Annotated in this window: 24 protein-coding genes; 12 read left to right on the forward strand and 12 right to left on the reverse strand. The window is 68.0% G+C overall.

The window, feature by feature from the left end:
- Positions 1–38: 38 nt before the first annotated feature.
- The gene (locus ACZ7OI_RS25305; RefSeq protein WP_470266634.1) at positions 39–2,237 is read right to left on the reverse strand and encodes an MMPL family transporter; all 2,199 of its coding nucleotides are present in this window, start codon (positions 2,235–2,237) and stop codon (positions 39–41) included.
- A gap of 221 nt (positions 2,238–2,458) precedes the next feature.
- Here ACZ7OI_RS25305 and ACZ7OI_RS25310 point away from each other — a divergent pair, with 221 nt between their 5' ends.
- Both ACZ7OI_RS25310 and ACZ7OI_RS25315 read left to right on the forward strand, forming a co-directional pair.
- The gene (locus ACZ7OI_RS25310) at positions 2,459–3,661 is read left to right on the forward strand and encodes a sensor histidine kinase (RefSeq protein ID WP_470266635.1); all 1,203 of its coding nucleotides are present in this window, start codon (positions 2,459–2,461) and stop codon (positions 3,659–3,661) included.
- Positions 3,658–4,350, forward strand: a complete 693-nt coding sequence (locus ACZ7OI_RS25315; protein WP_470266636.1) for a response regulator transcription factor — start codon at positions 3,658–3,660, stop codon at positions 4,348–4,350. The genes ACZ7OI_RS25310 and ACZ7OI_RS25315 overlap by 4 nt, the downstream gene beginning before the upstream one ends.
- Before the next feature lie 71 nt (positions 4,351–4,421).
- Here the strand turns inward: ACZ7OI_RS25315 and ACZ7OI_RS25320 are convergent, their stop codons facing one another.
- From ACZ7OI_RS25320 to ACZ7OI_RS25335, 4 genes are all read right to left on the reverse strand, one after another.
- Positions 4,422–4,736 carry a DUF1048 domain-containing protein gene (locus ACZ7OI_RS25320; RefSeq protein ID WP_470266637.1) on the reverse strand — a complete coding sequence of 105 codons (315 nt, stop codon included), beginning with the start codon at positions 4,734–4,736 and terminating at the stop codon, positions 4,422–4,424.
- 1 nt (position 4,737) lies between these two features.
- Positions 4,738–5,094 (reverse strand): DUF1048 domain-containing protein, encoded by a 357-nt coding sequence (locus tag ACZ7OI_RS25325; protein ID WP_470266638.1) that lies wholly within the window; start codon positions 5,092–5,094, stop codon positions 4,738–4,740.
- Positions 5,095–5,200: 106 nt separating this feature from the next.
- Positions 5,201–5,848 carry a response regulator gene (locus tag ACZ7OI_RS25330; RefSeq protein WP_470266686.1) on the reverse strand — a complete coding sequence of 216 codons (648 nt, stop codon included), beginning with the start codon at positions 5,846–5,848 and terminating at the stop codon, positions 5,201–5,203.
- A gap of 11 nt (positions 5,849–5,859) precedes the next feature.
- On the reverse strand, positions 5,860–7,191 hold the full coding sequence (locus ACZ7OI_RS25335) for a sensor histidine kinase (protein ID WP_470266639.1): 1,332 nt from the start codon (positions 7,189–7,191) through the stop codon (positions 5,860–5,862).
- Between the two features lie 196 nt (positions 7,192–7,387).
- On the opposite strand from ACZ7OI_RS25335, the gene ACZ7OI_RS25340 reads away from it, so the two are divergent.
- Positions 7,388–8,599, forward strand: a complete 1,212-nt coding sequence (locus tag ACZ7OI_RS25340) for an MFS transporter (protein WP_470266640.1) — start codon at positions 7,388–7,390, stop codon at positions 8,597–8,599.
- Here the strand turns inward: ACZ7OI_RS25340 and ACZ7OI_RS25345 are convergent.
- A complete protein-coding gene (locus ACZ7OI_RS25345) occupies positions 8,547–9,437 on the reverse strand; it encodes a polysaccharide deacetylase family protein (protein ID WP_470266641.1) in 891 nt (296 codons plus the stop codon). The two genes, ACZ7OI_RS25340 and ACZ7OI_RS25345, sit on opposite strands and share 53 nt — an antisense overlap.
- A 57-nt stretch (positions 9,438–9,494) precedes the next feature.
- Here ACZ7OI_RS25345 and ACZ7OI_RS25350 point away from each other — a divergent pair, with 57 nt between their 5' ends.
- Genes ACZ7OI_RS25350 through ACZ7OI_RS25360 form a run of 3 tightly spaced genes read left to right on the forward strand, consistent with a single transcriptional unit; the run spans position 9,495 to position 12,197 of the window.
- Positions 9,495–10,277 carry an IclR family transcriptional regulator gene (locus ACZ7OI_RS25350; RefSeq protein ID WP_470266642.1) on the forward strand — a complete coding sequence of 261 codons (783 nt, stop codon included), beginning with the start codon at positions 9,495–9,497 and terminating at the stop codon, positions 10,275–10,277.
- 46 nt (positions 10,278–10,323) lie between these two features.
- On the forward strand, positions 10,324–11,415 hold the full coding sequence (locus tag ACZ7OI_RS25355) for an NADH:flavin oxidoreductase/NADH oxidase (protein ID WP_470266643.1): 1,092 nt from the start codon (positions 10,324–10,326) through the stop codon (positions 11,413–11,415).
- A gap of 11 nt (positions 11,416–11,426) precedes the next feature.
- On the forward strand, positions 11,427–12,197 hold the full coding sequence (locus ACZ7OI_RS25360; protein ID WP_470266644.1) for an alpha/beta fold hydrolase: 771 nt from the start codon (positions 11,427–11,429) through the stop codon (positions 12,195–12,197).
- Here the strand turns inward: ACZ7OI_RS25360 and ACZ7OI_RS25365 are convergent.
- Positions 12,194–12,925, reverse strand: coding sequence for an SDR family NAD(P)-dependent oxidoreductase (locus tag ACZ7OI_RS25365; RefSeq protein WP_470266645.1), 732 nt, complete (start codon positions 12,923–12,925; stop codon positions 12,194–12,196). The two genes, ACZ7OI_RS25360 and ACZ7OI_RS25365, sit on opposite strands and share 4 nt — an antisense overlap.
- Positions 12,922–13,239: a hypothetical protein gene (locus ACZ7OI_RS25370; protein WP_470266646.1), complete on the reverse strand. Its 318-nt coding sequence runs from the start codon at positions 13,237–13,239 to the stop codon at positions 12,922–12,924. Before ACZ7OI_RS25370 ends, ACZ7OI_RS25365 begins: the two co-directional genes overlap by 4 nt.
- A 70-nt stretch (positions 13,240–13,309) precedes the next feature.
- On the opposite strand from ACZ7OI_RS25370, the gene ACZ7OI_RS25375 reads away from it, so the two are divergent.
- On the forward strand, positions 13,310–14,149 hold the full coding sequence (locus ACZ7OI_RS25375) for a LysR family transcriptional regulator (RefSeq protein ID WP_470266647.1): 840 nt from the start codon (positions 13,310–13,312) through the stop codon (positions 14,147–14,149).
- On the opposite strand, the gene ACZ7OI_RS25380 is transcribed toward ACZ7OI_RS25375, so the two are convergent.
- Positions 14,115–15,083 (reverse strand): hypothetical protein, encoded by a 969-nt coding sequence (locus ACZ7OI_RS25380; protein WP_470266648.1) that lies wholly within the window; start codon positions 15,081–15,083, stop codon positions 14,115–14,117. The genes ACZ7OI_RS25375 and ACZ7OI_RS25380 overlap by 35 nt on opposite strands.
- Before the next feature lie 113 nt (positions 15,084–15,196).
- On the opposite strand from ACZ7OI_RS25380, the gene ACZ7OI_RS25385 reads away from it, so the two are divergent.
- On the forward strand, positions 15,197–15,736 hold the full coding sequence (locus ACZ7OI_RS25385; protein ID WP_470266649.1) for a helix-turn-helix domain-containing protein: 540 nt from the start codon (positions 15,197–15,199) through the stop codon (positions 15,734–15,736).
- A gap of 189 nt (positions 15,737–15,925) precedes the next feature.
- Entirely contained in the window at positions 15,926–16,813 is an 888-nt protein-coding gene (locus ACZ7OI_RS25390) for a carbohydrate-binding protein (protein ID WP_470266650.1), read from the forward strand.
- On the opposite strand, the gene ACZ7OI_RS25395 is transcribed toward ACZ7OI_RS25390, so the two are convergent.
- On the reverse strand, positions 16,810–17,766 hold the full coding sequence (locus ACZ7OI_RS25395; protein WP_470266651.1) for a LysR family transcriptional regulator: 957 nt from the start codon (positions 17,764–17,766) through the stop codon (positions 16,810–16,812). The two genes, ACZ7OI_RS25390 and ACZ7OI_RS25395, sit on opposite strands and share 4 nt — an antisense overlap.
- A 57-nt stretch (positions 17,767–17,823) precedes the next feature.
- Entirely contained in the window at positions 17,824–18,972 is a 1,149-nt protein-coding gene (locus ACZ7OI_RS25400; protein ID WP_470266652.1) for an MFS transporter, read from the reverse strand.
- Between the two features lie 80 nt (positions 18,973–19,052).
- Here ACZ7OI_RS25400 and ACZ7OI_RS25405 point away from each other — a divergent pair, with 80 nt between their 5' ends.
- The 3 genes from ACZ7OI_RS25405 (at position 19,053) to ACZ7OI_RS25415 (ending at position 22,050) form a co-directional block, all read left to right on the forward strand.
- The gene (locus tag ACZ7OI_RS25405) at positions 19,053–19,475 is read left to right on the forward strand and encodes a MarR family winged helix-turn-helix transcriptional regulator (RefSeq protein ID WP_470266653.1); all 423 of its coding nucleotides are present in this window, start codon (positions 19,053–19,055) and stop codon (positions 19,473–19,475) included.
- A 106-nt stretch (positions 19,476–19,581) separates the two neighbouring features.
- Positions 19,582–21,342, forward strand: coding sequence for a chitinase (locus ACZ7OI_RS25410; protein WP_470266654.1), 1,761 nt, complete (start codon positions 19,582–19,584; stop codon positions 21,340–21,342).
- Between the two features lie 567 nt (positions 21,343–21,909).
- Positions 21,910–22,050 carry a DUF1707 domain-containing protein gene (locus tag ACZ7OI_RS25415; RefSeq protein ID WP_470266687.1) on the forward strand — a complete coding sequence of 47 codons (141 nt, stop codon included), beginning with the start codon at positions 21,910–21,912 and terminating at the stop codon, positions 22,048–22,050.
- Between the two features lie 307 nt (positions 22,051–22,357).
- Here ACZ7OI_RS25415 and ACZ7OI_RS25420 read toward each other — a convergent pair whose 3' ends face one another.
- A complete protein-coding gene (locus ACZ7OI_RS25420) occupies positions 22,358–22,537 on the reverse strand; it encodes a hypothetical protein (RefSeq protein ID WP_470266655.1) in 180 nt (59 codons plus the stop codon).
- Between the last annotated feature and the right edge of the window lie 144 nt (positions 22,538–22,681).

Raw genomic sequence — 22,681 nt, forward strand, 5'->3', positions numbered from 1 at the left:
GGGCTTCGCACAGCCACGCGGCCGTATCCCGCCGGGTCTCAGCGGTTCGTGAACTGACTGGATTCCGGTGCAGATGCGGTCGCGTGGCGTTGTCCGGCCGGTCGCGGGCGGAGCGGCCACCAGAGTGCCTTGCCGAAGAGCGCGGCGAGGGCTGGGACCAGCACCAGCGAAAGGACGAGCGCGGAGAGCATGATGCCGAGGGCCATCGCGAAGGCGACCTGTTCGTTGCCGGGGCTGGTGGCGAGCGTGGCGAAGGAACCGGCGAGCACCATCCCCGCGGTCGCGATGGCCGGTGCGGTGTGCCGGACCGCGCGGGCCACCGCGTCGCGCACCGGGCCCGGTCGCCGCGTCTCCTCCCGGATCCGGTCGGTGATGAGGATGTTGTAGTCGGTGCCCAGTGCCACGACGAACAGGAACAGCACCAGCGGAAGCGTGAAGTTGACGCCGGGATCGCCTGCGACGTGCTGGAACAGCAGCGTGGCGGCACCGAGGGTGGCGGCGAACCCGAGCCCCACCGACAGCATCAGGATCACCGGCGCGAGCAGGCTGCGCAGGAGCAGCAGCAGAATCAGCGCGATGAGCGCGGCCGCGACCGGGAACACGATCTTCAGGTCGTGGTCGACGGCGGTGGCGATGTCGGCGAAGATCGCCGCCGTCCCGCCCACGTGCGCCGTCGTCCCGCCGGGCGTGTTCTGGACGACGGCCGCCCGGACCGGTCCCGCGGCGAGATCACGGGCCTGCTGACTCTGCGAACCGGCGGCCAGGTAGAGGTCGATCCGGGCCGCACGGCGATCCTCGTTCAAGACCGTCGGCGCGACCTGCCCCACCCCGTTGACCCGCGAAAGCCCTTGGGCAAGGCCGTCGAGCCGTTCGACGGTCAGGGTCGAGCCGTCCTTGGCGGTGACGAAAACGCTCGTCGGATCGGACACTCCAGCCGGCAGCGCGCGGGAGATCTCGGCCGCGGTGGCCGCTGCGGGAGTGGAGTCGCCGGAGCCGCCCCGTCCGTAGTCCATCCGGATTCCCGTCAATCCCACGGCCAGCGCGCCGAGCAGCGCGACGGAGGCGGCCGCCATCATCAGCGGACGTCGCGTGACCAGCGCGGCCAGCCGAGCGGCGCGGCCTTCTGCGGGCTGGCGGCTCAACGTGGCGGAGGGCCAGAACATCTTGCGCCCGGCGACCGCGAGCAGCGCGGGCATCAGGGTGAGGCTGCCGAGCAGCATCACCAGTACCGCGACCGCGATCGCCGGCCCCAGCGAGCGGAATTGCCCGAAGGTCGCCGCGCCCAGCGTCGCGAACGCGGCCACGATGGTCAGCGCCGCCGAGGCGATCGCGGTGCCCACGCGGGCGGAGACCTGCGCGGCTGCCTCGCGGGCGGGCTGCTCGGGCCGGTCGCGCAGGTGCTCGCGGAACCGGAACAGCAGGAACAGCAGGTAGTCGATGCCGATGCCGAGCAGGACAACGGAGATCAAGTCCGGGGTCCCCGCGTCGAGCTTGTGCCCGGCGAGCAGCGCGGCGCCTGCCACAGCTCCCGCCGCCGCACCGCCGATCAGGGCGACCGCCAGGAGCGGCAGCAAGGCCGCCAGCACGCTGCGGAACACCAGCACGTTGAGCAGGATGATGAAGACCATGACCAGCGCGCTGCCCACCTTCGCGGCGAACGCGTGCGCATCGGTCGTGTCGACGCGCTCGGCGAGACTCCCGGTGAAACCGGTCCGCATCCCCGCCTCGGCGAACTCGGTCCGGGCGGCGTCCCGGAAGGTCCGGTAGACCCCCTGGACCCCCTTGTCCGAGGGATTTCCCGTCAGCTGCACGGAAAGCAGCGCGAAACTCCGGTCGGGCGCCGTCATGGCCGGGACGATCCGGGGCGTCTGCGAACGGTCGGGGACGAGGAACCGCGGCAGGTCGTCCTCGTGGGGCATGAGCACTTGGCGCCGAGCCAGTTTCGCCGCCTCGGTCTCGATCCGCTCCTGGTCCGCGGCCCCGAGCGCCTTGCCGTCGGCGCGGGCGACCAGCACCGTCACCGTGGTGGCGTCCGGGTTCGCCCCGAACTTCTCCTCGGCGATCCGCTGCGCGGCGGCCGAGTCGTAGCCGCTGGGAAGGAAGTCCGCCGACTGGTGCTGGGTGACTCGGGCGAGCACATTCGGGGTCAGTGCGATCAGCGCGGCGCCGAGCAGCACCCAGGCGGCGATCACCCGCCACGGTCGTCGGGTGGAGTATCCGGTCAGGGCGCGGATCACGAGGTCCTCCGGCAGAAGTGCTTGTCCGCCGGGGATTCCCGGCCGGTTTTCAGTCCAGCACTCCGCGGGGCCGGAAAGCGTCGTCGCGGCGGATGATCCGGGACGGGGTCCGCAGTCCCTTCCCAGCCCCGGGACTAGGACCCTGGTCCTAGTCCCGGACCGCCGCGGGCGCCGTGCGACCCTGTCCCGGGGCCGGGAGGCCGGACGCGGGGAGAACAGACATGTCCAGGAACCGGCCAGCGGTGCCGTCGCATCCGCGCGGCGCCGAGCCGCCGTGGACCCGCAACGACGCGCTCGTGGCCGGCGGCGCCTGCGTGATGAACCTGCTCAGCTACGTGTTCTTCAGCGCCCCCGACGGCCGATACGACGTGCGTGCCACCGGATTCCTTCTCGTCGCACTGGCAGCGGTACCGCTGCTCGCCCGGCGCACTCATCCGGTCACGGTGCTCGCCGCGGTGCTGGCTCTCGACGTGACGGCCACTTTGGTCGTTCCGCTGCCGAGCCATTTCGGCGCGGTGCTGATAGTCGCTCTGTACTCGGTCGCCCGGGCGCGCACTGGCTGGGCGACCGCGGCCGCGGCGGTCGCGACGGTGTCGTTGACGCTGCTGAGTCAGAGCGACGGCCGGATTCCGCCGTGGCGAGACGTCGTCACCCCGCTCCTCACCGCGCTGCTCGTCGTCGGCACCGCGCTGGTGATCAACCGCTGGCAACGAGAGGTGGCAGCCAACCGCCAGCTCCTCGCCGACCGCGCGGTGGCCGACGAACGCCGCCGCATCGCCAGGGAACTGCACGACATCGTGGCGCACCACATCACCACGATGCAGCTGATGGCGGGCGGGGCACGGGCCAACCTCGCCGAACCAGAGGTCGTCCGGGAGGCGCTGACTGCGCTGGAGTCCTCCGGGCGGCTCGCGCTGAGCGAGATGCGCCAGCTCCTCGACGTGCTGCGGGCCGACGACGAACCACAGGACTCGCCCTCGCTGCCCCAGCCCGGCGTCGACGGGCTCGACCGTCTCGTGGCCGAGTCCGGTCTCGCCGGACTGCCCGCCGAGTTGAGTGTCCACGGATCGCCGCGTCCGTTGCCGCCGACGGTCGGCCTCACGGTGTTCAGGATTGTCCAGGAAGCTCTCACCAACGCCCGCAAGCACGCGGGGCAGGCCCGCGCGTCCGTGGAGCTGACCTACCGTCGAGACAGCGTCACCGTCGAGGTGCGAGACGACGGCGGAGGAACCTCGGCGCAGGACACCGCATCGGGTTCAGGCGGCTTCGGCTTGATCGGCATGCGCGAGCGCGTCGCCCTGCACCACGGGACCCTCGCCGCCGGCCCGCGAGCCGACGGCGGATTCGCCGTGGTGGCCGACCTGCCGCTGACCACGGACCAGGCCGCCGACGCGGCCGTCCAGCACGAAGGGACCACGCGATGACCGGGCCGGTGATCAGGGTGCTGATCGCGGATGACCAGCCGCTCGTCCGCCGGGGCCTGTCGCTGATCCTCTCCCCCGACCCCTCCTTCGAGGTGGTGGGCGAGGCCGAGGACGGCGCGCGGGCCGTCGCCCTCGCCCGGCAGACGCGCCCGGACGTCGTGGTGATGGACGTCCGGATGCCGGTCCTCGACGGGATCAGCGCCACGAGGGAACTCGCCGCCGCCGTGCCCGGCTGCCGGGTACTGGCGCTGAGCACCTTCGACCTCGACGAATACGTCGTCGGTGCCCTGCGCGCCGGGGCCTGCGGATTTCTGCCCAAGGACAGCTCCCCGGAAGAGCTGGCCGCGGCGATCCGCACTGTCCACGCCGGCGACGCGGCGGTCGCGCCGCGCCTGCTCACCCGCCTGATCGCCGCCTACGTACGACCGCGTTCCGCCGCTCCGCAAACCCCCGCCGGCGTCGACGACCTCACTCCCCGCGAGGTCGAGGTGTGGCGGCTGATGGCCACCGGCCTCGGCAACGGCGAGATTTCCCACGCGCTGGAAATCAGCCTTTCCACGGTGAAGAACCACATCACCGGCCTCTTCGACAAGCTCGCCGTCCGCGACCGCGCGCAAGCGGTCATCGCGGCTTACGAATCAGGGCTCGTCACCGCCCGCACGGCGACCACGGACCCGCGCCCAACGTGATCGTGCGGGCCTCGGCGATCACGGAATCAGCCGCCCCCACGGAGAAACACCATGCCGGGCTTGACGCAGGCTTAGCCGGATTCCCCGCTGAGGGATTCCTGATAGCGGTCCGCATAGGTGGGCGAGTCCTTGATCAGATCGTCGCAGAACGCCGCGACGTCGTCGCCGATGAGTTCCAGCACGCCCTTTCCCGCCGCCGCGCCTTCCGTGAAGAACTCGACGATTCCCGAAAGCAGCGACCCGTCCGTCAACCCGACCGGCCCGACCTTGAAGAAGTACCGCTGGATCTCGTGGTAGACGATCTGGTAATCCGGCGGAAGCGCCTTGACCCTGGCCAGGTGCGCCCGCCACTGCTTCTTGCCCTCGATGATGTCTCGGATACTCACGTCACCCTCCCAGCCTGCTCAATTTTCGCGCGACATTCCGGTTCAGCTGCGCACGCCACCGATCACGGAAGGTCCGCGCCCCCTCGCCGCCCGCCAGCGCCGCGCAGAATCCGGGGATGTCGTCGCCCAGCACATCGCGGATGTCCTGCCCGTCGGCCGAGGTCTCTTCGAGCAGCCCCAGCGCGCTGTCGGCGATCGGCGTCAGATTGCGGCCGGTGAAGTCCGAGTACAACGAAAGATTCGCCTTGATCGTCCCCCACGCCGCCTGGTAGTCAGCAGGCAATTCCCCGGCCCGGGCCTCGAACGATTTCCATTCCTTGGTGAGATCGCTGCCGGTGATGGTTTCCCAGAAGTTCATTTCCCGCCCTCCTCGAGCAGCGCGCCCCCGCGCACTGGTACTCGGTGTCACTGAGTACCACTACAAAGTATCACTGAGTACCGGCGCGGGCAAGCCGCCGCCCGAGTCAGCCGCCCCCGCGGAGAAACGCCAGCACCGCCAGTACCCGGCGGTTCCCGTCGTCCGTCGGCGGGAGGTCGAGTTTCGCCAGGATGCTCCCGACGTGCTTGCCCACCGCCGCATCCGACACCACCAGCCGCCGGGCGATCGCGGCGTTGGAATGTCCCTCGGCGATCAGCGACAGCACCTCCCGCTCCCGCGCCGACAATCGGGCTAGCGGATCGGCCCGCCGGCGCAGCAACTGCCGCACCACCTGCGGATCCACCGCCGTCCCGCCGTCGACGACCTGGCGCAGCGTCGCGATGAATTCCTCGACGTCGACCACCCGGTCCTTGAGCAGGTAGCCGACCCCGCGCCCCTCAGCGGAGTCGAGCAGCTCGGCCGCGTGGTGGTGTTCGACGTACTGGCTCAGCACCACGACGGCCAGCTCCGGCCGAGTGCGCCGTAACTCGACCGCAGCACGCAGGCCCTCGTCCGAATGTCCGGGCGGCATCCGGATGTCGGTGAGCACCAAGTCCGGATCGTGCTCCCGCACCGCGGCATGCAGGCCGTCGGCATCGCCGACCGCGGCGACGACCTCGAAGCCGAACCGCTCCAGCAACCCGCACAGTCCCTCGCGCAGCAGCACCTCGTCTTCGGCGAGGACGACCCGCATCGGCTCTCCCATCAGCACGGCAGCTCCGCTCGCACGACGGTCGGCCCGCCGACCGGACTACGTACCCACATCCGGCCGCCCAGCACGGCGACGCGGTCGCTCAATCCAGTGATCCCGGTCCCTCGCGTCGGATCAGCACCTCCAGCCCCGTTGTCCCATACCTCAATGGTAAGGAGCCGACCGACAATTTTGGCGGTCACCGAGGCGCAGCTGGCCGCGGAATGCTTGGCGACATTGGTCAACGACTCGGCCACCACGAAGTACGCGGTGGATTCCACCGACTCCGGCAACCGCGAAGGCACCGCGACATCAACGGTCACCGGCACCGCGCAGCCGTCGGCGAGTTCCTCCAACGCGGCGGGCAAACCGAGCTCGGCGAGCGCCCGCGGGTGGATCCCATTGATCAGCTCACGCAGCTCGATCATCAGTTTCTTGGCCTGATCATGCGCGTCCGACACTGCCTTTGCTGCCGCCGAATCCGGTGGCAGATCGACCTTCGCGAGCCCCAGTTGCAAGCTCAGCCCGACCAGTCGCTGCTGCGCCCCGTCGTGCAGATCGCGTTCGATGCGCTTGCGTTCCGCGTCGAACGCCGACAGCAGCCGAGTGCGTGATTGCGACACCTCGGTCAACTCGCCGCGGAGCTTCTCCGCCGCGCCGTCAGTGAGCAGCGAACGGGCCAGCATCGCGTGCAGGCCAGCGGATCCGGACAGCAGGTAGCCAGACAGCACGAGCAGCACCACCCCGGCCAGCGCGAACGGAACCGCCCCTCCCGGAGTGGAAACCTCGGTGAAGCCAAGGGAAATCGTGTCGTTCACGTTGACGAGGAGCGGACTGGCCACCAAAATCACCGCGAACAACGCGACCATGCCAGCCACCGCGTACAACGCGGGAATCGCGGTGCACAACAGAACCGCGTAGCCGAGTTCGCGCCACGACGCCGGTTCGGTGTAACGCGCCCGCATTCGGGGCCACCAGCCCGGTTCACTGGTCGGTCCACAGGGGACAGTCACCGGATTCAGGTCGACCATGCGCAGCCGCTGCCGTTCGACCCCGGCCACCACCGCCGCCCACGCCGGACCCGCACCCAGGAACAGGAGCATGCCGAACACCGAGAACACCGCAACCAGCGCCAGGTCGGAGGTCTGGCCGTGCACGATCCGGTTGACCAGCACCGCGAGCGGCAGCAGGCAGAACCCGAACGGGAGCCCGAACAGCAGTGTCATCGGACCGGTGCTGAGCCCGTACAGCAACGCCCGCCACGGCCAGGAGGAAATCAGGAACGTCCGCCGCGCCAAGGCATCGAGCACGGTGCGCGGTTTCGCGGTCGGAGAAACGGTAGCCACGTGATCCAGATTAGCCAGTGGGCTGTCCGGGCTCGATCGGTTTGCCCGTAGTCTCGGAGGTAGGGCTAGGCATACCCCGGCGGGGCGAGCAGGCGGCGCAACGGCGTACGCGCCGAGTCCGCCCACGCCGTATCGCCGAACAGCACGCGGTCCCAGCGTTGACTTCAAGTTAGGTTGAAGTTCTACCTTCGGCGTCGTGACCGAAACGACTGACGCCGGAGTGCGGCGCCCACCAAAGTCCTTGTTGGCGACGCTGCTCGGCGTCAGCACCATGACCATCATGGCCAGCGCCACGATCACGCCCGCACTGCCAGGCATGCAACAGCACTTCGCCGCCGAACCCCACGCGGAGCTTCTCGTCCGGCTCGTACTCACGCTGCCCGGGCTGGCGATCATGGTCTCCGCGCCCTTGCTGGCCAAGCTGAGCGGCCGGACCGGACGCGTGCCGGTGCTGCTCGCCTGTCTGGCCCTCTACACCGTCGGCGGCGGATCCGGCCTGCTGCTGGATTCCCTCCCCGCGTTGCTCGTCGGACGCGCCGTGCTCGGGATCGGGATCGCCGGGATCATGACCACGTCGACCGCGTTGATCGCTGACCACCATCACGACAGCGAACACGGCCGGGTGCTCGGATTGCAAGGCGCGGCAATGGGTTTCGGCGGCGTCGTCGCGCTGCTGCTCGGCGGCTTGCTGGCCGCGGTGGACTGGCGAGGGCCGTTCGCTATTTACCTGCTGGCGATTCCGATGCTGACCCTCGTGCTGCGGTTCGTGCCGGAGGCACCCGTCCAGCCAGCCGATCCGACGGACACCACCACGGCCGCGTCGCCGTGGCAACCACGACTGCTCGGGTTGTACGCGCTGATTTTCATCGGTGTCGTGGTTTTCTACACCGTTCCGACGCAGGCCCCGTTCTGGCTGGCCGAAGTCGGCGGCGCGGGACCGGCCGTCGCGGGAGCTTTGATCGCTGCGGTCAATCTGGTGATGACCTTGGTGGGCTTGAACTTCCGTCGCCTGCGCGCTCGGTGGTCCTTCCCGGTGCTGGCCATCACGATGTTCGCCGCGTTCGCCGTGGGTCTGGTCGTGCTCGGCACCGCCGGTGCATTGTGGACCGCCGCCCTGGGCATGGTCGTAGTCGGGCTGGGAATCGGGCTGCAGAACCCGACCGTCAACGGATGGCTGGTCTCGACGGCCGCGCCCGGCGTGCGGACGAGGTCGCTGGGATTGCTGACGTCCGCACTGTTCCTCGGCCAATTCTCGTCGCCGCTGATCGCACAGCCGGTGATCGACGCCGTCGGAATGGGAACGACGTTTGTCCTTTCCGGAGCCTTAGCCGCGGTCGTCGGCGTTGTCGTGGCGGCTATCCACTGGCGGCGAGTTCCGAAACATAGCCAGCGACTTGAGCGTGCGTAGCAAACCAAACCCCGTCGTGCGAAGCGATGTGCTCCAGCAGTTCGGTGAGAACCGCGATCCGGGAACGATGTCCGATGATGTGCGGATGCATGGTGAGCTGGAAGAGTCCGCCCTCGGCGAAAGCCAGATCGAACTCGTCCCGCCAGATCGACAACGCTCCCCGCGGCGGGGTGTACGGGCGCTGCGCTCCGAAGCGATTCATCGTGAAATACGGTGCGTCGTCGCGGATCCATTCCACCGGAAGCTCGACGACGCCGGTCGGTTCGCCGTCGGCGAGGATCTCGTAGCAGTCGTCGTCCGCCATCAGCGACGAGTCGTACGCCAGGCCCAGTTCGCGGATGATCGGGAGAGTGCTTTCGGAAAAGTCCCAAGACGGGGTGCGGATGCCGACCGGACGCGTGCCGGTGAGCCGCTCCAAGGTGTCCGCGGCCCGGAAGGTGAGTTCACGCTCGGCTGAAGGAGGCAGCTGAGCGTTGCTTTCGTGGATCCAGCCGTGCAACGCGACCTCGTGTCCGGCGTCTACATAGGACTGTGCCTCGCCGTCGTGCAGCAACGCCGACACCGCGGGCATGAAGAACGTCGAAGGAGCCTCGAACCGCTCAAGCAGCTTCAACACCCGCGGCACGCCGACCCGCGAGCCGTACTCCCCCTGCGACAGCTTGCCCGGCAGCACCTGACCGTCGCGCAGCGCGAGCGTCTCGTGGTCGGAGTCGAACGACAACGCCACCGCCACCCTCGCCCCGCCCGGCCACGATTCCGGCCGCAACGGCCGTCCGGCACGCACGCGATCGACGTGGTCCCGCCAGGTTTGCTCGCTCCACTGCCACGGTTCGGTCATGCTTCCGCCCCCTTGCGACGCGAGTCGTCATCGTATCGCTGTGCCACAATGAGGCACATGCACGACGAAGAGGCCGACAAGCCGGGTGTCCGGTCGATGAACAGTGTCCTCAGCACGCTGCGGGTCTTCGAGGAGGTCGCCCAGCGACAGCCGGTCGGCGTCTCCGAACTGGCGCGTTGCACGGAGATCCCGAAGAGCACCGTCCAGCGCGGCCTGATCACGCTTCAGCAGGCCGGATGGCTGAAGGTCGTGGACGAGGAACGCGCGCGCTGGGGTGTCGCGCCGAGGGTGCTCGCGCTCGGGTTGCGCGACTGCGGGAAGCCGGACCTCAAGGAGGTCGCCGGCCCGACCGTCAAGCGGCTCGCGGCCGGGACGAACGAGACCGTCATGCTGGCCGAGCGCGACGGCGACAGTCTCGTCATCGTCGCCAGCCAGGACACCGATCAGATCGTGCGGGTGGTGCTGGACGTCGGCACCCGGGTGCCGTTGCTGGCCACCTCCGGCGGCACGGCGATCCTGGCGCTGCTGGACGAATCCGAGGTCGAGGAGCTTTTCACCCACGAACTTCCCAAGTTCGCCGCGCCCCCGGATTTCGCCGCGCTCCGTCGGGACATCGCCCAGACCGCGAAGCGTGGGTACGCGCTCAACGGGTCCTCGTCGTGGTACCGCCCGCAGGTGTCGTCGATCGGCGCGGCGATTACGAACCAGGCCGGACAGCCAGTCGCGGCCATCACGCTCGCCGTTCCCGAAATGCGGTACACCCGCGCGCAGGAGAAGACCTTCGCGCCGCTGGTCGTGGCCGCGGCGGCCGAGATCAGCCGCCTGCTCGCCGCCGGCTGACCAGCATGTGTGCCGCAATGCGGAATGAGGCGTACCGTGTAGTGGCATGAGCGAGTTCAGCGCGTCCAGCGCGGAGTTCCCGGAGACAACCCCGTTGCGCCTACGCGACGTCACCTTCCGCAACCGTGTCTGGATGTCCCCGATGGCGCAGTACGCGGCCGGTCCGGACGGTCTGCCGACCGAATGGCATCTGGCGCATTACGGCTCCCGCGCGATCGGGGGCGTCGGGCTGGTCATGGTCGAGGCCACCGCGATCAGCCCGGACAACCGGTGCACGGTGGCCGACCTCGGGCTCTGGAACGAGGAACAGGCACTCGCGCACCGGAAGCTGACGTCGTTCGTCTCCAGTCACGGCGCGGTGCCCGCGGTGCAGCTGAACGCCGTTGGCCGCAAGGGATCGCACCAGGTCCCGTGGATCGGCGACGGACAGAACGGACCGGTGCCGGTCGCCGACGGCGGCTGGGAGCTGATCGCGCCGTCGGCGATCCCGTTCGGCGATCTCGCGATGCCCCGCGCGGCCACCGAGGCCGACCTGGATCAGGTCGTCGAGGACTTCGCGCACGCGACCCGGATGGCCGAACTGGCCGGTTACCAGGCCGTCGAAATCCATGCCGGGCACGGCTATCTGCTGCACCAGTTCCTGTCCCCGCTGTCCAATCAGCGCACCGACGAATACGGCGGAAGTTCGCGGAACCGGATGCGGTTGCCGCTGCGCGTGGCCCGCGCCGTGCGGGAGGTGTTCCCCGAGGATAAGCCGGTGTTCGTCCGCATCACCGCCACCGACTGGGTCGAGGACAGCGTCACGCTCGACGACGCCGCCGAGTTCGCCAAGGAGCTGGCAGCCATCGGGATCGACCTCCTCGACGTCACCTCCGGCGTGCTCGTACGCGATCGGGGCGCCCGGCCGCCGGACCGCGAGGGCGTGAACGTCGATTTCGCCGCGGCGCTCAAGGAATCGTCCGGGCTGGCGGTCGCGCCGGTCGGCCAGATCACTGAGCTGAGCGCCGCGGGCCGGATCATCCGCGAGGGCAAGGCCGACGCGGTCCTGATGGGACGCTCACTGCTGCGCGATCCGTATCTCGCCTTGCGAAACCAGTCCACGCAGGCCTGGCCCGTCCGCTACCACCGCGCTTTCTGAGGGACTACGTCATGAATCACGAAACCACCCGCCCGGACGGCACAAGAATCCATTACACCGCAACCGGTTCCGCTGACGGTCCCGCGCTGACGCTGATCCACGGCTGGGGCTGCGACCGCGGGGACTTCGACGCGATCGTCAAACACCTCCCGCCCGAGATCCGCGTGCTGGCCGTCGATCTCGCCGAGCACGGCGAATCACGGTCGTCTCGCAACACTTGGACCATCGAGGAATTCGCTCGTGATGTAGCCGCCGTGCTGGCCGCCGAGTCGGTCGAATCCACTGTCGTAGCCGGGCATTCGCTTGGCGGCGCGGTCGCGGTCGAGACCGCCCGGCTGCTTCCGGACACGGTCACCCGGGTGATCGCTCTCGATGCGTTGCATTACTTGGGCCTGTTCCCCGCGCAGAGCGAGGAAGACGTCCAAGCCTTGCTTCAGCCGTTCCGGGAGGACTTCGCCGATGCGATGCGAGGGATGGTCGAGGCCGGTTCGCCCGAAGGCACCGATCCGTCCTTAGTGGACTTGTACACCAAGAAGATGGGCTCGGTACGCCAACCCGCCGGCCTGCGCTCTCTCGAAGGCCTGGCGCGCTGGGACATGGACGCGGCGCTGCGCGAAGTCGCCCAGCCGGTCGTGCTGTTCGCCGTGCGCTCGATCATTGCCCAGGAGGCGATCGAACGCTACGGCGACCGGATCCGGATCGAGCTGGTCGACCTCGGCAGCCACCACTTCCACGTCGAAGCCCCGGTCGAGACCGCCCAGCTCCTGGCAGGCGAGCTCTAGGCCCTTCGTCCGCCATCGACCGACAGCGTGGTCCCGGTGATGTACGACGCGGCATCCGAGCAAAGCCAGACCACGGCTGCGGCGGCTTCCTCCGGCGTGGCCAGCCTGCCGAGCGGAGTGATCGCCTCCTGCCGGGCGATCAGGTCGGGGTCGCCAGCCCATTTGTCGAACCCCGGCGTCCGCGTCGGCCCCGGGCACACCGCGTTGACGCGGATGCCTTCCGCCGCGTAGTCCACCGCCGCGACCTTGGTCAGGCCGACGATTCCGTGCTTGGCCGCGACGTAAGCCGGAGCGTTCGGAATCGCGTACAGCCCGCCGTTGGAGGCGACGTTCACGATCGCGCCGCCCTTCAGGTGCGGCAGTTCGTACTTCATGCAGAGGAAGGTCCCGGACAGGTTCACCTGCACCACGCGCTCGAACTCGGCGAGCGTCAGCTGGTCGACGCGTTTGTGGGACGACAACCCGGCGTTGTTCACCGCGAAATCGAGCCCGCCGTACGCCTCGACCGTCTGCTTGATCGCGGCCTGCACCGAGGGCTCGTCGCCGATGTCGACCCGGACGGCCAACGCCTCGCCGCCGTCCTTCTTGATCAGCTCGACGGTCTCCGCCGCGGCGGCCTCGTCGATGTCCAGCACGGCCACCGCCGCCCCGCCTTGGGCGAACTCGATCGCCGCCGCCCGGCCGATCCCGCTGCCCGCACCCGTGACGAGCCCGCTTCGCCGGTTCACGAGAGCGACTCGTGGTTCGCCCAGGCCACGCGGTACGAATGCCGCGCCTGCCACCGGTCGATCACCTCGTGCAGTTCGGGCGCGGTGAAGCTCTTGGCCAGCGCGTCGAGGTCGACGAGGGTGACCTGGACGATCGCCGTCGCGATGAGCGCCGGGATGGCGTCCTCGCCAGGGATCGGCAGGTGCCGCCGGGTCTCGACCGTCTCGGCGAAGCCCGTCGCCAGCATGGCTTGTTTGATATCGCTGAGGTACTGATCCAGCTCGGGGTCAGGGACCGGCTGGTCGAACGAAACAATCATCGTGTGCGTGATCATGCTTCAAGTTTTGCCCGAGTTTCGGCCGGACGTCCAAGACCGATTCGCTATTTGGCAATAACCTGGAGGCATGGCTGAGCTAGAGACGCGCGAACTCGAGTACTTCCTGGCCGTCGCCAGCGAGCTGCACTTCGGCCGCGCCGCCGTGCGGCTGTCGATCGCCCAGCCAGCGTTGTCGAAGGCGATCCAGCGCATCGAAACCCGGCTCGGCGTGCAACTGTTCGCCCGCTCCAGCCGCCACGTCGAGCTGACCGCGGCCGGCGAGGCGCTCCAGGAACACGGACGGCACGCGCTCAACGCGGTCAGCGCCGCCGCCCGCAACGCCCGCCGCGCCGGGGAGAGTCACCTGCGCCTGGTGCTCAAACCGGGCGGCGACGCCGGGCTGCTGTCCGGAATCCTCGCCGAGTACTCCCACCATCCCGACGCCCACCAGGTCGACATCCTGTTCAGCGGCCCCGCCGACCGCACCGATTTCCTCCTCAGCGGACGCGCGGACGTCGGCCTCCTGTTCATCCCGTTCGACGACCTGACCGGGCTCGCCTACGAAACCCTGCACTCCGAGGACCGCGTCGCCATCGTCCCGAGCACGCACCGGCTGGCCCAGCAGCCTGCCGTTCGACTGTCCGATTTGGACGGAGAGACGATGCCGTCGTGGAAAGGGGTTCCCGGGGTCGAGGGAACCGGGCCGGAGGTCGCCGACGTGGTCCAGCTGCTGCACCTCATCTCGCTGGAGCGGATGGTCGGCGTCCTGCCGCGATCGCTGGTCGACCAGGTCCCGCCGGGGGTCGTCTGCGTGCCGATCGAAGACGCTCCGCCCAGCCAGCTGGTACTCGCCTGGAATGAGCAGGACCGGCGGCCGCAGGTGGCTTCGTTCGTTAACGCGGCCCTAGATTCGGTGAAGCTCGTTTGAAGGCCACCAGTAACAACGCCGCCACCGCGATCGCGAACCCGATATTTCCCAGCACGGCCGTCGTTCGCGGAATGTCCATGTCGCGCGCGTGCTGCCAGCCGACCCAGACGTAGGTGACCAGCGCACCCGCCGCGAGCGCGAGCCGGTGCCGAGCGCCCCATCCAGCGGATCGGCACCACCGGAACACCAACGCGACCGCCGCCGCGACCAGCAAGCACCACCCGGCCGCGACCAGCCGTTGCGAGACCCCGTCCGGCAGGAATTCCCGGCACCACACCAGACTCGTCACCCCGAACGCCGCGACCCCCACGACCGCGGGTGCGGGAGCGCCGCCGTCCCGAGGCGGCACCGACCTCCTGCCCAGCCAAAATCCCAGCACGCCCAATCCGGCGATGGCCGCGCCGGACCACCCCAGCTGACCAGCCGAAGCGACAAACCCGGTCGAGGCGATCTGCATCGCGCACAACGCCGCCGACCCGACCACGAACACCACCGCGACCACCGACAGCCCGACCTTGCCCAGCCACGGCTGAGTCCGGTCCCGGCAGAAGGCTTCCACGATGGCGATTGGCACGCAGATGCTCCAGACCGCGTGCATGGTCAGCACGTCCTGAAGCAGCTGAACGCTCGTGCCCAGCGCCGGGACGTACGTTTCGGAATAGGCCGCGGCGAGGTCGAACCCGCCGTAAGCCGGGTTCCACAGCATCATGTCGATCGGCCCCTCCTCCAGCAGCGCGTACGCCGCCGCGAACGGGACGATCGCCGCCCAGCCGCGCCCGGTGCGCCGCGCGACCTCGCGGATCAGCAGCGCGCCGCCGCCGTACATGGGCGCGAACAGGAAGAACGAGCCGACGTCGGTCACCGGGGTGTTTCCCAGCAGGTACTCGCCGACCAGCGGAGCGAGAAGGAAGAGGGCGACTGCCTGCCTGGTCACCCGAACCAGGCTAGGACGGCCGACCGGGCGAAACATCCGTCCGCGGTCGATCGCGGATAGCCATCGGACTAATTGCGTTCAGTCCTGAGGCCAGGGCTGTCATGCTTGTCCGCGTGGAGGACATCATCGCCGAGATCGGCCCCCGGCTCCGGCATTTCCGGCGACAACGGAACTGCACCCTGGACGAGCTGTCGACCGCCACCGGCATCTCCATCAGCACCCTCTCCCGCCTCGAATCCGGCCAGCGCAAGGCCACCCTCGAACTCCTGCTCCCCCTCTCCCGCGCGCACCGGATTCCGCTGGACGAACTGGTCGGCACCGCCCCGCTGCAACCGGTCACCCGCAGCGACCGGACCGTCGTGCCGCTCACCCGGCAACCCGGCCAGATGCAGTCGCTCAAGATGATCTTCGACGCCGCCCGATGCGAACCCGCGCCGCGCACTCACCCCGGCCACGAGTGGTTCTGCGTGCTCAGCGGCAAGGGCAGGCTCGTGCTCGGCGAGCACGACGTCGTCCTCAAGGCAGGCGAGGTCGCCGAATTCGACACCCGGATCCCGCATTGGTTCGGCAGCACCGGCGAGGGTCCGGTCGAAATCCTCAGCCTGTTCGGCAAGCAGGGCGAACGCCTCCGCGTCCGGGCCAAGACGCGCTGATTGCTCCGTTTGGCGGCATAACCCGCGGTCCCGGCGAAAACCTATGTCCTCGCTGACCTGCGCCGATCGGAACACACCGTCGAAAGTCGGTGCCTAGCACCAAAAACCCCGACTTAACATCCGTGTCCCGCGGACGGACACCCTTTTCCCTCCGCGCGTTTCCTTCGCCTACGACGAGGAGATGCATCGATGCGGAAACTCTTTGCCCTGCTCACTTCCGCCCTGACGGCCGCGGCTGTCGTCGCCGGCAGCCCGCCGGTTTCCGCGGCGCCGAACAGCGGGGTGGTGCCTGGGCTGACCGGCACCGCCGCGAAGGCTGCCGCCGGGACCGCTGCGGACAAGTTCCTCAAGCTGCGCCGCGAAAAAGCCGGCCGCTCCGTCAAACCTCGGCTCGACGCGCAAGCGCACACCTTCTGGGGCCCCGAACCGCAACTGTCCAGCGGCGCGGACGGAATTCTGGTGACGCACAGTGTCGTCCCCGACCTCCGCCTCTCGAACAGCGCGGACGTCGTCTACGCCCCGACCGTCAAGCCCACCGGTCATTCCTGCATCGAAGTCGTCACCGCGTACGGACTCGACCAGGGCGGTCAGGTCTGGGCTTGGGACTGGTGCGGGACGATCGGACCCGCGAAGGTGGTCCCGCTGGACAGCTCGTTCCTCTCCAACTACACGTCCACAGTGGACGGACACCCGGCGTTCACCGTCCAGGAAGTCCAGACCGACGCGGGCGCCAACAGCTGGACGGCTTCGCTCTACAACGTGAAGACCGGCAAGTGGGACGACCTGTTCACGCAAAGCGGGAGCGACCAGAGCACCCTCAACGAGGGCTGGGACATCTTCGAGCTGTACTCGACCGTCGACCCGTCGACCGGCCAGGCGTACTACTGCTCGGACGCGAAGGGCAAGGTCTTCGAATCCAGCCAGCTGCAGTTGCGCATCGGCGGCCAGTGGACGCCCGCGACGGAGTCGAACTCGCCGTTGCAGCCGACCTCCAGCCCGAACCCCAGCGACTACAGCTGCTCGTCGCTGCAGTTCGAGGTGCCGAGCCCGAACAGCAACTGGCGCGTCACCGTCTAGGCCCCGGCCGGCAGGAGTGCGTGCCACCAGCGGTCGAACGCGGCACTGCACCCCTGCCGGTTGGCGTAATCACGGGCCACCTTCTGAGATATCTCGCCGGCCCGATCCGCGACCGCGGTACCCGTCCGATAACACAACCGCAGCTCCTGCCACAGCGGCGCGTCCTCGATCGCCCGCACCACGATCCCGCCCTGCCGGTCCTCCCGAGTCGCCAACGCCGGCGCGACCGCCATCCCCTCGCGCACCAGATCCAGCAAGGTAGCCAAACACTGCGGCCGATGCGGCTGATCGAGCACGACCCCGCGCTGTCGGCAGACCTCCTGCAAGTACACCGACCACCGAGTCGTCCACGGCGGATCGTCCGCCCACGGATACGCGGCGAGTTCTTCCAACGGGATGTCGTCGCCGGCCGCCAATGGATGATCTTCAGCCAGAATCACGAAAACCGGCTCGCACGCCTGCACCACGACGCTCTCGACGCCGTCCGGAACGATCCGATCCGCAAGGGGCACAAGGTAAACCAGCGCGAGATCAAGTTCTCCGTCCGCGAGCGCCGCCAACGTACGAGCCTCGTCCTGCTCCTCGTGCACCCGCACCGCGGGACACCACGCTTGATCCCGCAACCACCTCGCCAGCGAGAGATGCAGAAACCCGCTGTACCCGCCGATCCGCACCGCCCCCGCCGGGTCCCGCCGCACACCTGCCCGCTCGGTCAGCGCGGACATCCCAGCCAGCACCGCCCGCGCGTCCGCGACGACGTCCTCCCCGAGCGCCGTCGGCACACATCCCGTCGGCGACCGCGCGAAGAGACTCCCGCCGACCGACCGTTCGACCCGCCGCAGCAAACCGGACAACGCCGGCTGCGAAACGTGCAGCGCCTTGGCCGCGCGAACGAGACTGTGCGCGTCGGCGATGGCCACGAGCGCGCGCAGATGGCGCAGTTCCAGCTCCATGACTCCTCCGGCCGCAACCCCTCGCCTGGCCACTGTAACGCCGAAGATCGTTGGGAATTACCGACGCGAGTCGGTAGTCAGCCGCTCCCGGCGCAACGCGTACAACGCGATGCCGAGGCCAGTCACGGTGAGGACCGCGGCCAGCAGATAAATCGACTGCGGCGCACGGGCGATCACCTGCCCGCCCAGCAGTCCCGCCACCGCGGCGGCCAACTGGAACCCGGACGCGTTGACCGCCACCGCCAACGTCGGGGCACTGCTTCCCGCTGCGATAACCCGCGCTTGCATCCCCGGGACGATCCCGAAGGCAAGCATCCCGAGCACGAAAACCAACCCGATCATCACCGGTTTGACCGGACTGCCCAGCCAAGCCGCCGCCAGTGCCACGACCAGCGCCGCCAGCATCCAGGCCAACGACGGCAGCAGCGCCTTGTCCGCCCACCGCCCGCCGAGGTAGTTGCCCGCGACCGCACCGACCCCGTACAGAACCAGCAGCGCCGGAAGTAACTCGCTGCTGAATCCGCTGACGTCGGTGAGCAACGGCGCGATATAGGTAAAAACGGTCACCACGCCCACGTTGCCGAGCACAGTCAGTCCGATCGCCTGCCAGACGTCGCAATCGGCCAGCACCCGAATCTCGCCGCGCACCGATCCAGTCGCGGCCTGCGCGGGAACGAACCGCAGCACCAGCAGCAGCGCGATCCCGCTGATTGCCGCGACCGCCCCGAAAGTCGCCCGCCAGCCAAGATGGTGGCCGAGAACCGTGCCGAGCGGACTGCCCGCGACGATGCCGAGGTTCATGCCCATGGTCACCTTCGCGATAGTCGAAACCGCCTTTCCCGGCGGTGCCATCGACACCACGGTCGCGATCGCGACCGCGAAGAACGTAGCCACCACCAGTCCGGCGACGAACCGCGACACCACCGCAAGCGCGTAGCCCGGGGCGAACGCCGACCCCAGATTGCCCGCCATGGACACCACGATCAGCCCGGCGATGAGCGGCTTGCGCGGGACCCGCGCGGTAGCCAGCGTGACCAGCGGTCCGCCAACGATCATCCCGATCGCGTAAGCGGTGACGAGCAGTCCAGCCGACCCCACCGAGACCGACAACCCGGCGGCGACGTCGGGCAGGATGCCGGCGATCACGAACTCGCCGGTGGTGAGGCTGAAGACAACGAGCAGCAAGGAAAAAACCGAGAGCGGCACGGCACCCCACAGTAGTTCTAGTTCGAATGATTCGAACTAGAACTATCACAGCTCGAATCAATTCCGCTAGACTCGGGCGCATGGCAGGAACTCCGGACGTGGACCGCGACGTATGCAAACTGGTCCACCACCTCGCGCACACGCTGGACGTCCACGTGCGTCGCGTAGCCGAGCAGATGGGCCTGACACCGAGCCAGGTGATCGCGTTGCGCGAACTGTCCGAGCCGATCACCGCCCGCGAACTGGCCGCCCGCATGGTGTGCGAGGCCTCGAACGCCACCTTCGTCCTGGACCGGCTCGAAGAGCAGGATCTGATCCAGCGTCAACCGCACCCCGCGGACCGCCGAGCCAAACAGATCGTGCTGACCCCGGCCGGCAAACGCCGCCGCACCGAAGCGCTGCGCCACCTGGACGCGCGCTCCCCGCTGGCGCCGCTGAGCCCCGCGCAACAGGAATCCCTGCACGAACTGCTCCGCGCACTGACGCCGGACGGCACGGCCTAGCTCTCCGGAAAGCCGACTTTCGTCGGTCGAATAGGTCTGGACAACTTGATGAGTGGTCTAGACAATATCGAGCACGGGGGTCTCGCATCAGACCGGAGGAACCGCAATGAAGCGTGCTCGTTTCCTCGTCGTGCTCCTGCTAGCCGCCGCCGGACTTGTCGTCGGCGGGCCGGCGCAGGCGGCGAACCTGCTCGCCAACCCCGGTTTCGAAGCCGGTTCGACCTCCGGCTGGACCTGCCCAGCGGGCACGGCTGTAAAGACGCCAGTGCACTCAGGAACCTACGCCCTAGCCGTCACTCCTGGTGCGTCTGACCAGGGCCAATGCACCCAAACCGTGTCCGTGCGCCCGAGCACGACGTACTCCGTTTCCGCCTGGGTCCAAGGCGCACCGGTGTACTTAGGCGTCACCGGCGGCTCCTCCACTTGGACGAACGCCTCCGCGTACAGCCAGCTCTCGCTGTCCTTCACCACCACCGCGACCCAGACGTCCGCCGAGCTGTACCTGCACGGCTGGTACGGCGCCGGCACCTACTACGCCGACGACGTAGTCCTAGACGGCCCAGGCGGCGACACCCCCGGCGCACCAGGCGTCCCGGGAACCCCCACCGTCGGCACCGTCACCGACACTTCGATCGCCCTGAACTGGACCGCAGCCGCAGGAACCGTGACCGGCTACCGCGTCTACGAAGACAACACCCTGCGCACCACCGTCACCGGAACCTCCACCACCCTCTCCGGCCTCACCCCCTGCACCTCGCACAGCTACTCGATCACGTCCTACAACGACAAGGCCGAATCCGCCCACACCCCCGCGGCTTCCGCGACCACCAGCGGCTGCACCAGCACCGGCCTGCCGAAACACGCCCTGATCGGCTACGTCCACGCCAGCTTCGCGAACGGCTCGGGGTACATGAAGCTCGCCGACGTCCCGAGCGCCTGGGACATCATCGACCTAGCCTTCGCCGAACCCACGTCGGTCACCTCCGGCGACGTCCGCTTCAACCGCTGCTCGACCACCGAATGCCCCGGCGTCGAAAGCGACGCGGACTTCATCGCAGCCATCCGCGCGAAGCAGGCGCAAGGCAAGAAAGTCCTGATCTCGATCGGCGGCCAAAACGGCGAAGTCCAGCTCACGAGCACCGCCGCCCGCGACAACTTCGTCAACTCAGTCGCGGCGATCATCGACAAGTACGGCCTGGACGGCCTGGACGTCGACTTCGAAAGCCAGTCCCTCTCCCTGAACTCGGGCGACACGGACTTCCACAACCCGACCACGCCGGTGATCGTCAACCTGATCTCGGCTTTGAAGACCCTGAAAGCCCGCTACGGAGCCAAATTCGTCCTGACAATGGCCCCCGAAACCTTCTTCGTCCAGGTGGGCTACCAGTTCTACGGAGGCACCGGCGGCGGTGACAGCCGTACCGGCGCTTACCTGCCAGTGATCTACGCCTTGCGCGACTCACTGACGGTGCTGCACGTCCAGGACTACAACTCCGGCCCGGTGATGGGATTGGACAACCAGTACCACACCATGGGCGGCGCGGATTTCCTGATCGCGATGACCGACATGCTGAAGTCCGGCTTCAAGGTCGCTAATACCGGCCAGACTTTCCCGGGCCTCCGAGAAGACCAGATCGCCGTCGGCCTGCCCGCCGCCGTAAGCGCCGGGAACGGCTACGTCTCGCCTGACGAGGTCCACACCGCAGTAACCTGCCTGGCCCACGGATCGGGTTGCGGCTCATACACCTTGCGCGGCGGAGCGTCGCCTGCGTTGCGAGGGTTGATGACTTGGTCGGTGAACTGGGATCGGTATTACGGGTGGGCGTTCCAGAACGCGCACCGTCCGTTTTTGGACGCCCTGGGCTGAGCGGAACCGTCCATTTGGCCGAGACAGTCACGACCGCCACGACGCACGTCCCGTGCTCTGTTACGGCATGCGGAAACAGCAGCAAAGGGTCGCGGGCTGCCCAGCATAGACCGGATCGTTATGGCACCCCAGCCTCGCGAACTCCCGTATCATCAGCGGCGCAGGAACGCGCATGAGATCGGCGAGGAATCCGTGCCGCGGGATTCACTCCAAGCATGAATACCCCGAACGCCGAGGTTGCTCGAAGGTATGCGGGCAGCTTCGGGAAATTTGTTCCGTGTCAATGCTCTGTCCCTGCCGTCGCGACAGGGTGCGAGCGGTACGTCCTTTCCAGCAGGAACCGGAGACCGAACGCCTGCATCTGCTTCGGCGAGCAGATCAGTTCTAACACAAAAGGGGATAGATATTTGCATCTAACGTGGCCATCTCGCGCAGGAACGTATTCCCCGGACCGCCGAGATCCGCCCAGTCAACGTTTGCACAGAACGTGCGTGGCAAGCCGAGTGGGCGACGATACCCTCGAGGAGAGCAAGAACAGCAGCGCGTCAACCAGGCGATGCCCGAGAAATCGATGCGGAGCCCGAGAAAATCGTTTCTCGATTGAATACCGTTTATCCGGAAGGGAGAATCCATTTCACTGAATTCGAAGAGCGCATCAAGGCTGCCTACAAGGATCGGACGTACGCAGAGTCAGCGGCCACCCAGTAGGCCCGCCCGGTGCCGGACAGCACCGAAGACGTGTCTACGGCAGCGAAGAAACCAACTGAACGGTAAGCTCAAGCCAGGGCTGCACCCAGGTGGAGAGCGCTGACAGATCGATCGTCACGGCCAGGGTCCTTACCGGGTGGCCCACGCGGCTTGACGATTTCCCCTCCGCCGAAGCGGCGATTGCACGTCATCACCCAGCGAACCATCCCGGTCACAGCGCTAGCGCCGTGACATGCAACGTTGGGCAGGTAATCCGGGCGGCGATTCTGGACCCGAGCGCGAAGTGGAGTTTTGGGTGGCAGTGGTGTCACGCCATCGGAATGGCCGGCGATGATGGCTTCCTGGGCGGCGCGGCTTGGGTGGTCACTGCCGTCGAGAACGAAGTAGCGACCGCGGTGAAGAGGAACTGCGGCCAGCATTTTACCGGTTCAGTGAGTTTTTTTATCCTGGTGCGGATGCGCTGGCAGGAGGGTTTGTCGCTGATCACGGGTCGAATACCTCTCGGCGTGTCGTCACCCGGACGTAGTGAAGCCCCTGGCAGCAGAACGCTCGACCGAGTTCGTCCTGTATCGCCCCCGGAGGGGGCTTCAGATGTTGTTTCACCGTGCGGCTCTGCCGTTGTCGCATCGGA

The sequence above is a fragment of the Amycolatopsis sp. NPDC114503 genome (genome assembly GCF_055633655.1).

Coding starts and splice junctions, on each gene's coding strand:
- ACZ7OI_RS25410 (WP_470266654.1), top strand. CDS start 19,582: ATGAAGCGTGCTCGTTTCCTCGTCGTGCTCCTGCTAGCCGCCGCCGGA.
- ACZ7OI_RS25355 (WP_470266643.1), top strand. CDS start 10,324: ATGAGCGAGTTCAGCGCGTCCAGCGCGGAGTTCCCGGAGACAACCCCG.
- ACZ7OI_RS25390 (WP_470266650.1), top strand. CDS start 15,926: ATGCGGAAACTCTTTGCCCTGCTCACTTCCGCCCTGACGGCCGCGGCT.
- ACZ7OI_RS25375 (WP_470266647.1), top strand. CDS start 13,310: ATGGCTGAGCTAGAGACGCGCGAACTCGAGTACTTCCTGGCCGTCGCC.
- ACZ7OI_RS25350 (WP_470266642.1), top strand. CDS start 9,495: ATGCACGACGAAGAGGCCGACAAGCCGGGTGTCCGGTCGATGAACAGT.
- ACZ7OI_RS25395 (WP_470266651.1), bottom strand. CDS start 17,766: ATGGAGCTGGAACTGCGCCATCTGCGCGCGCTCGTGGCCATCGCCGAC.
- ACZ7OI_RS25360 (WP_470266644.1), top strand. CDS start 11,427: ATGAATCACGAAACCACCCGCCCGGACGGCACAAGAATCCATTACACC.
- ACZ7OI_RS25345 (WP_470266641.1), bottom strand. CDS start 9,437: ATGACCGAACCGTGGCAGTGGAGCGAGCAAACCTGGCGGGACCACGTC.
- ACZ7OI_RS25310 (WP_470266635.1), top strand. CDS start 2,459: ATGTCCAGGAACCGGCCAGCGGTGCCGTCGCATCCGCGCGGCGCCGAG.
- ACZ7OI_RS25370 (WP_470266646.1), bottom strand. CDS start 13,239: ATGATCACGCACACGATGATTGTTTCGTTCGACCAGCCGGTCCCTGAC.
- ACZ7OI_RS25315 (WP_470266636.1), top strand. CDS start 3,658: ATGACCGGGCCGGTGATCAGGGTGCTGATCGCGGATGACCAGCCGCTC.
- ACZ7OI_RS25405 (WP_470266653.1), top strand. CDS start 19,053: ATGGCAGGAACTCCGGACGTGGACCGCGACGTATGCAAACTGGTCCAC.
- ACZ7OI_RS25325 (WP_470266638.1), bottom strand. CDS start 5,094: ATGAACTTCTGGGAAACCATCACCGGCAGCGATCTCACCAAGGAATGG.
- ACZ7OI_RS25330 (WP_470266686.1), bottom strand. CDS start 5,848: ATGCGGGTCGTCCTCGCCGAAGACGAGGTGCTGCTGCGCGAGGGACTG.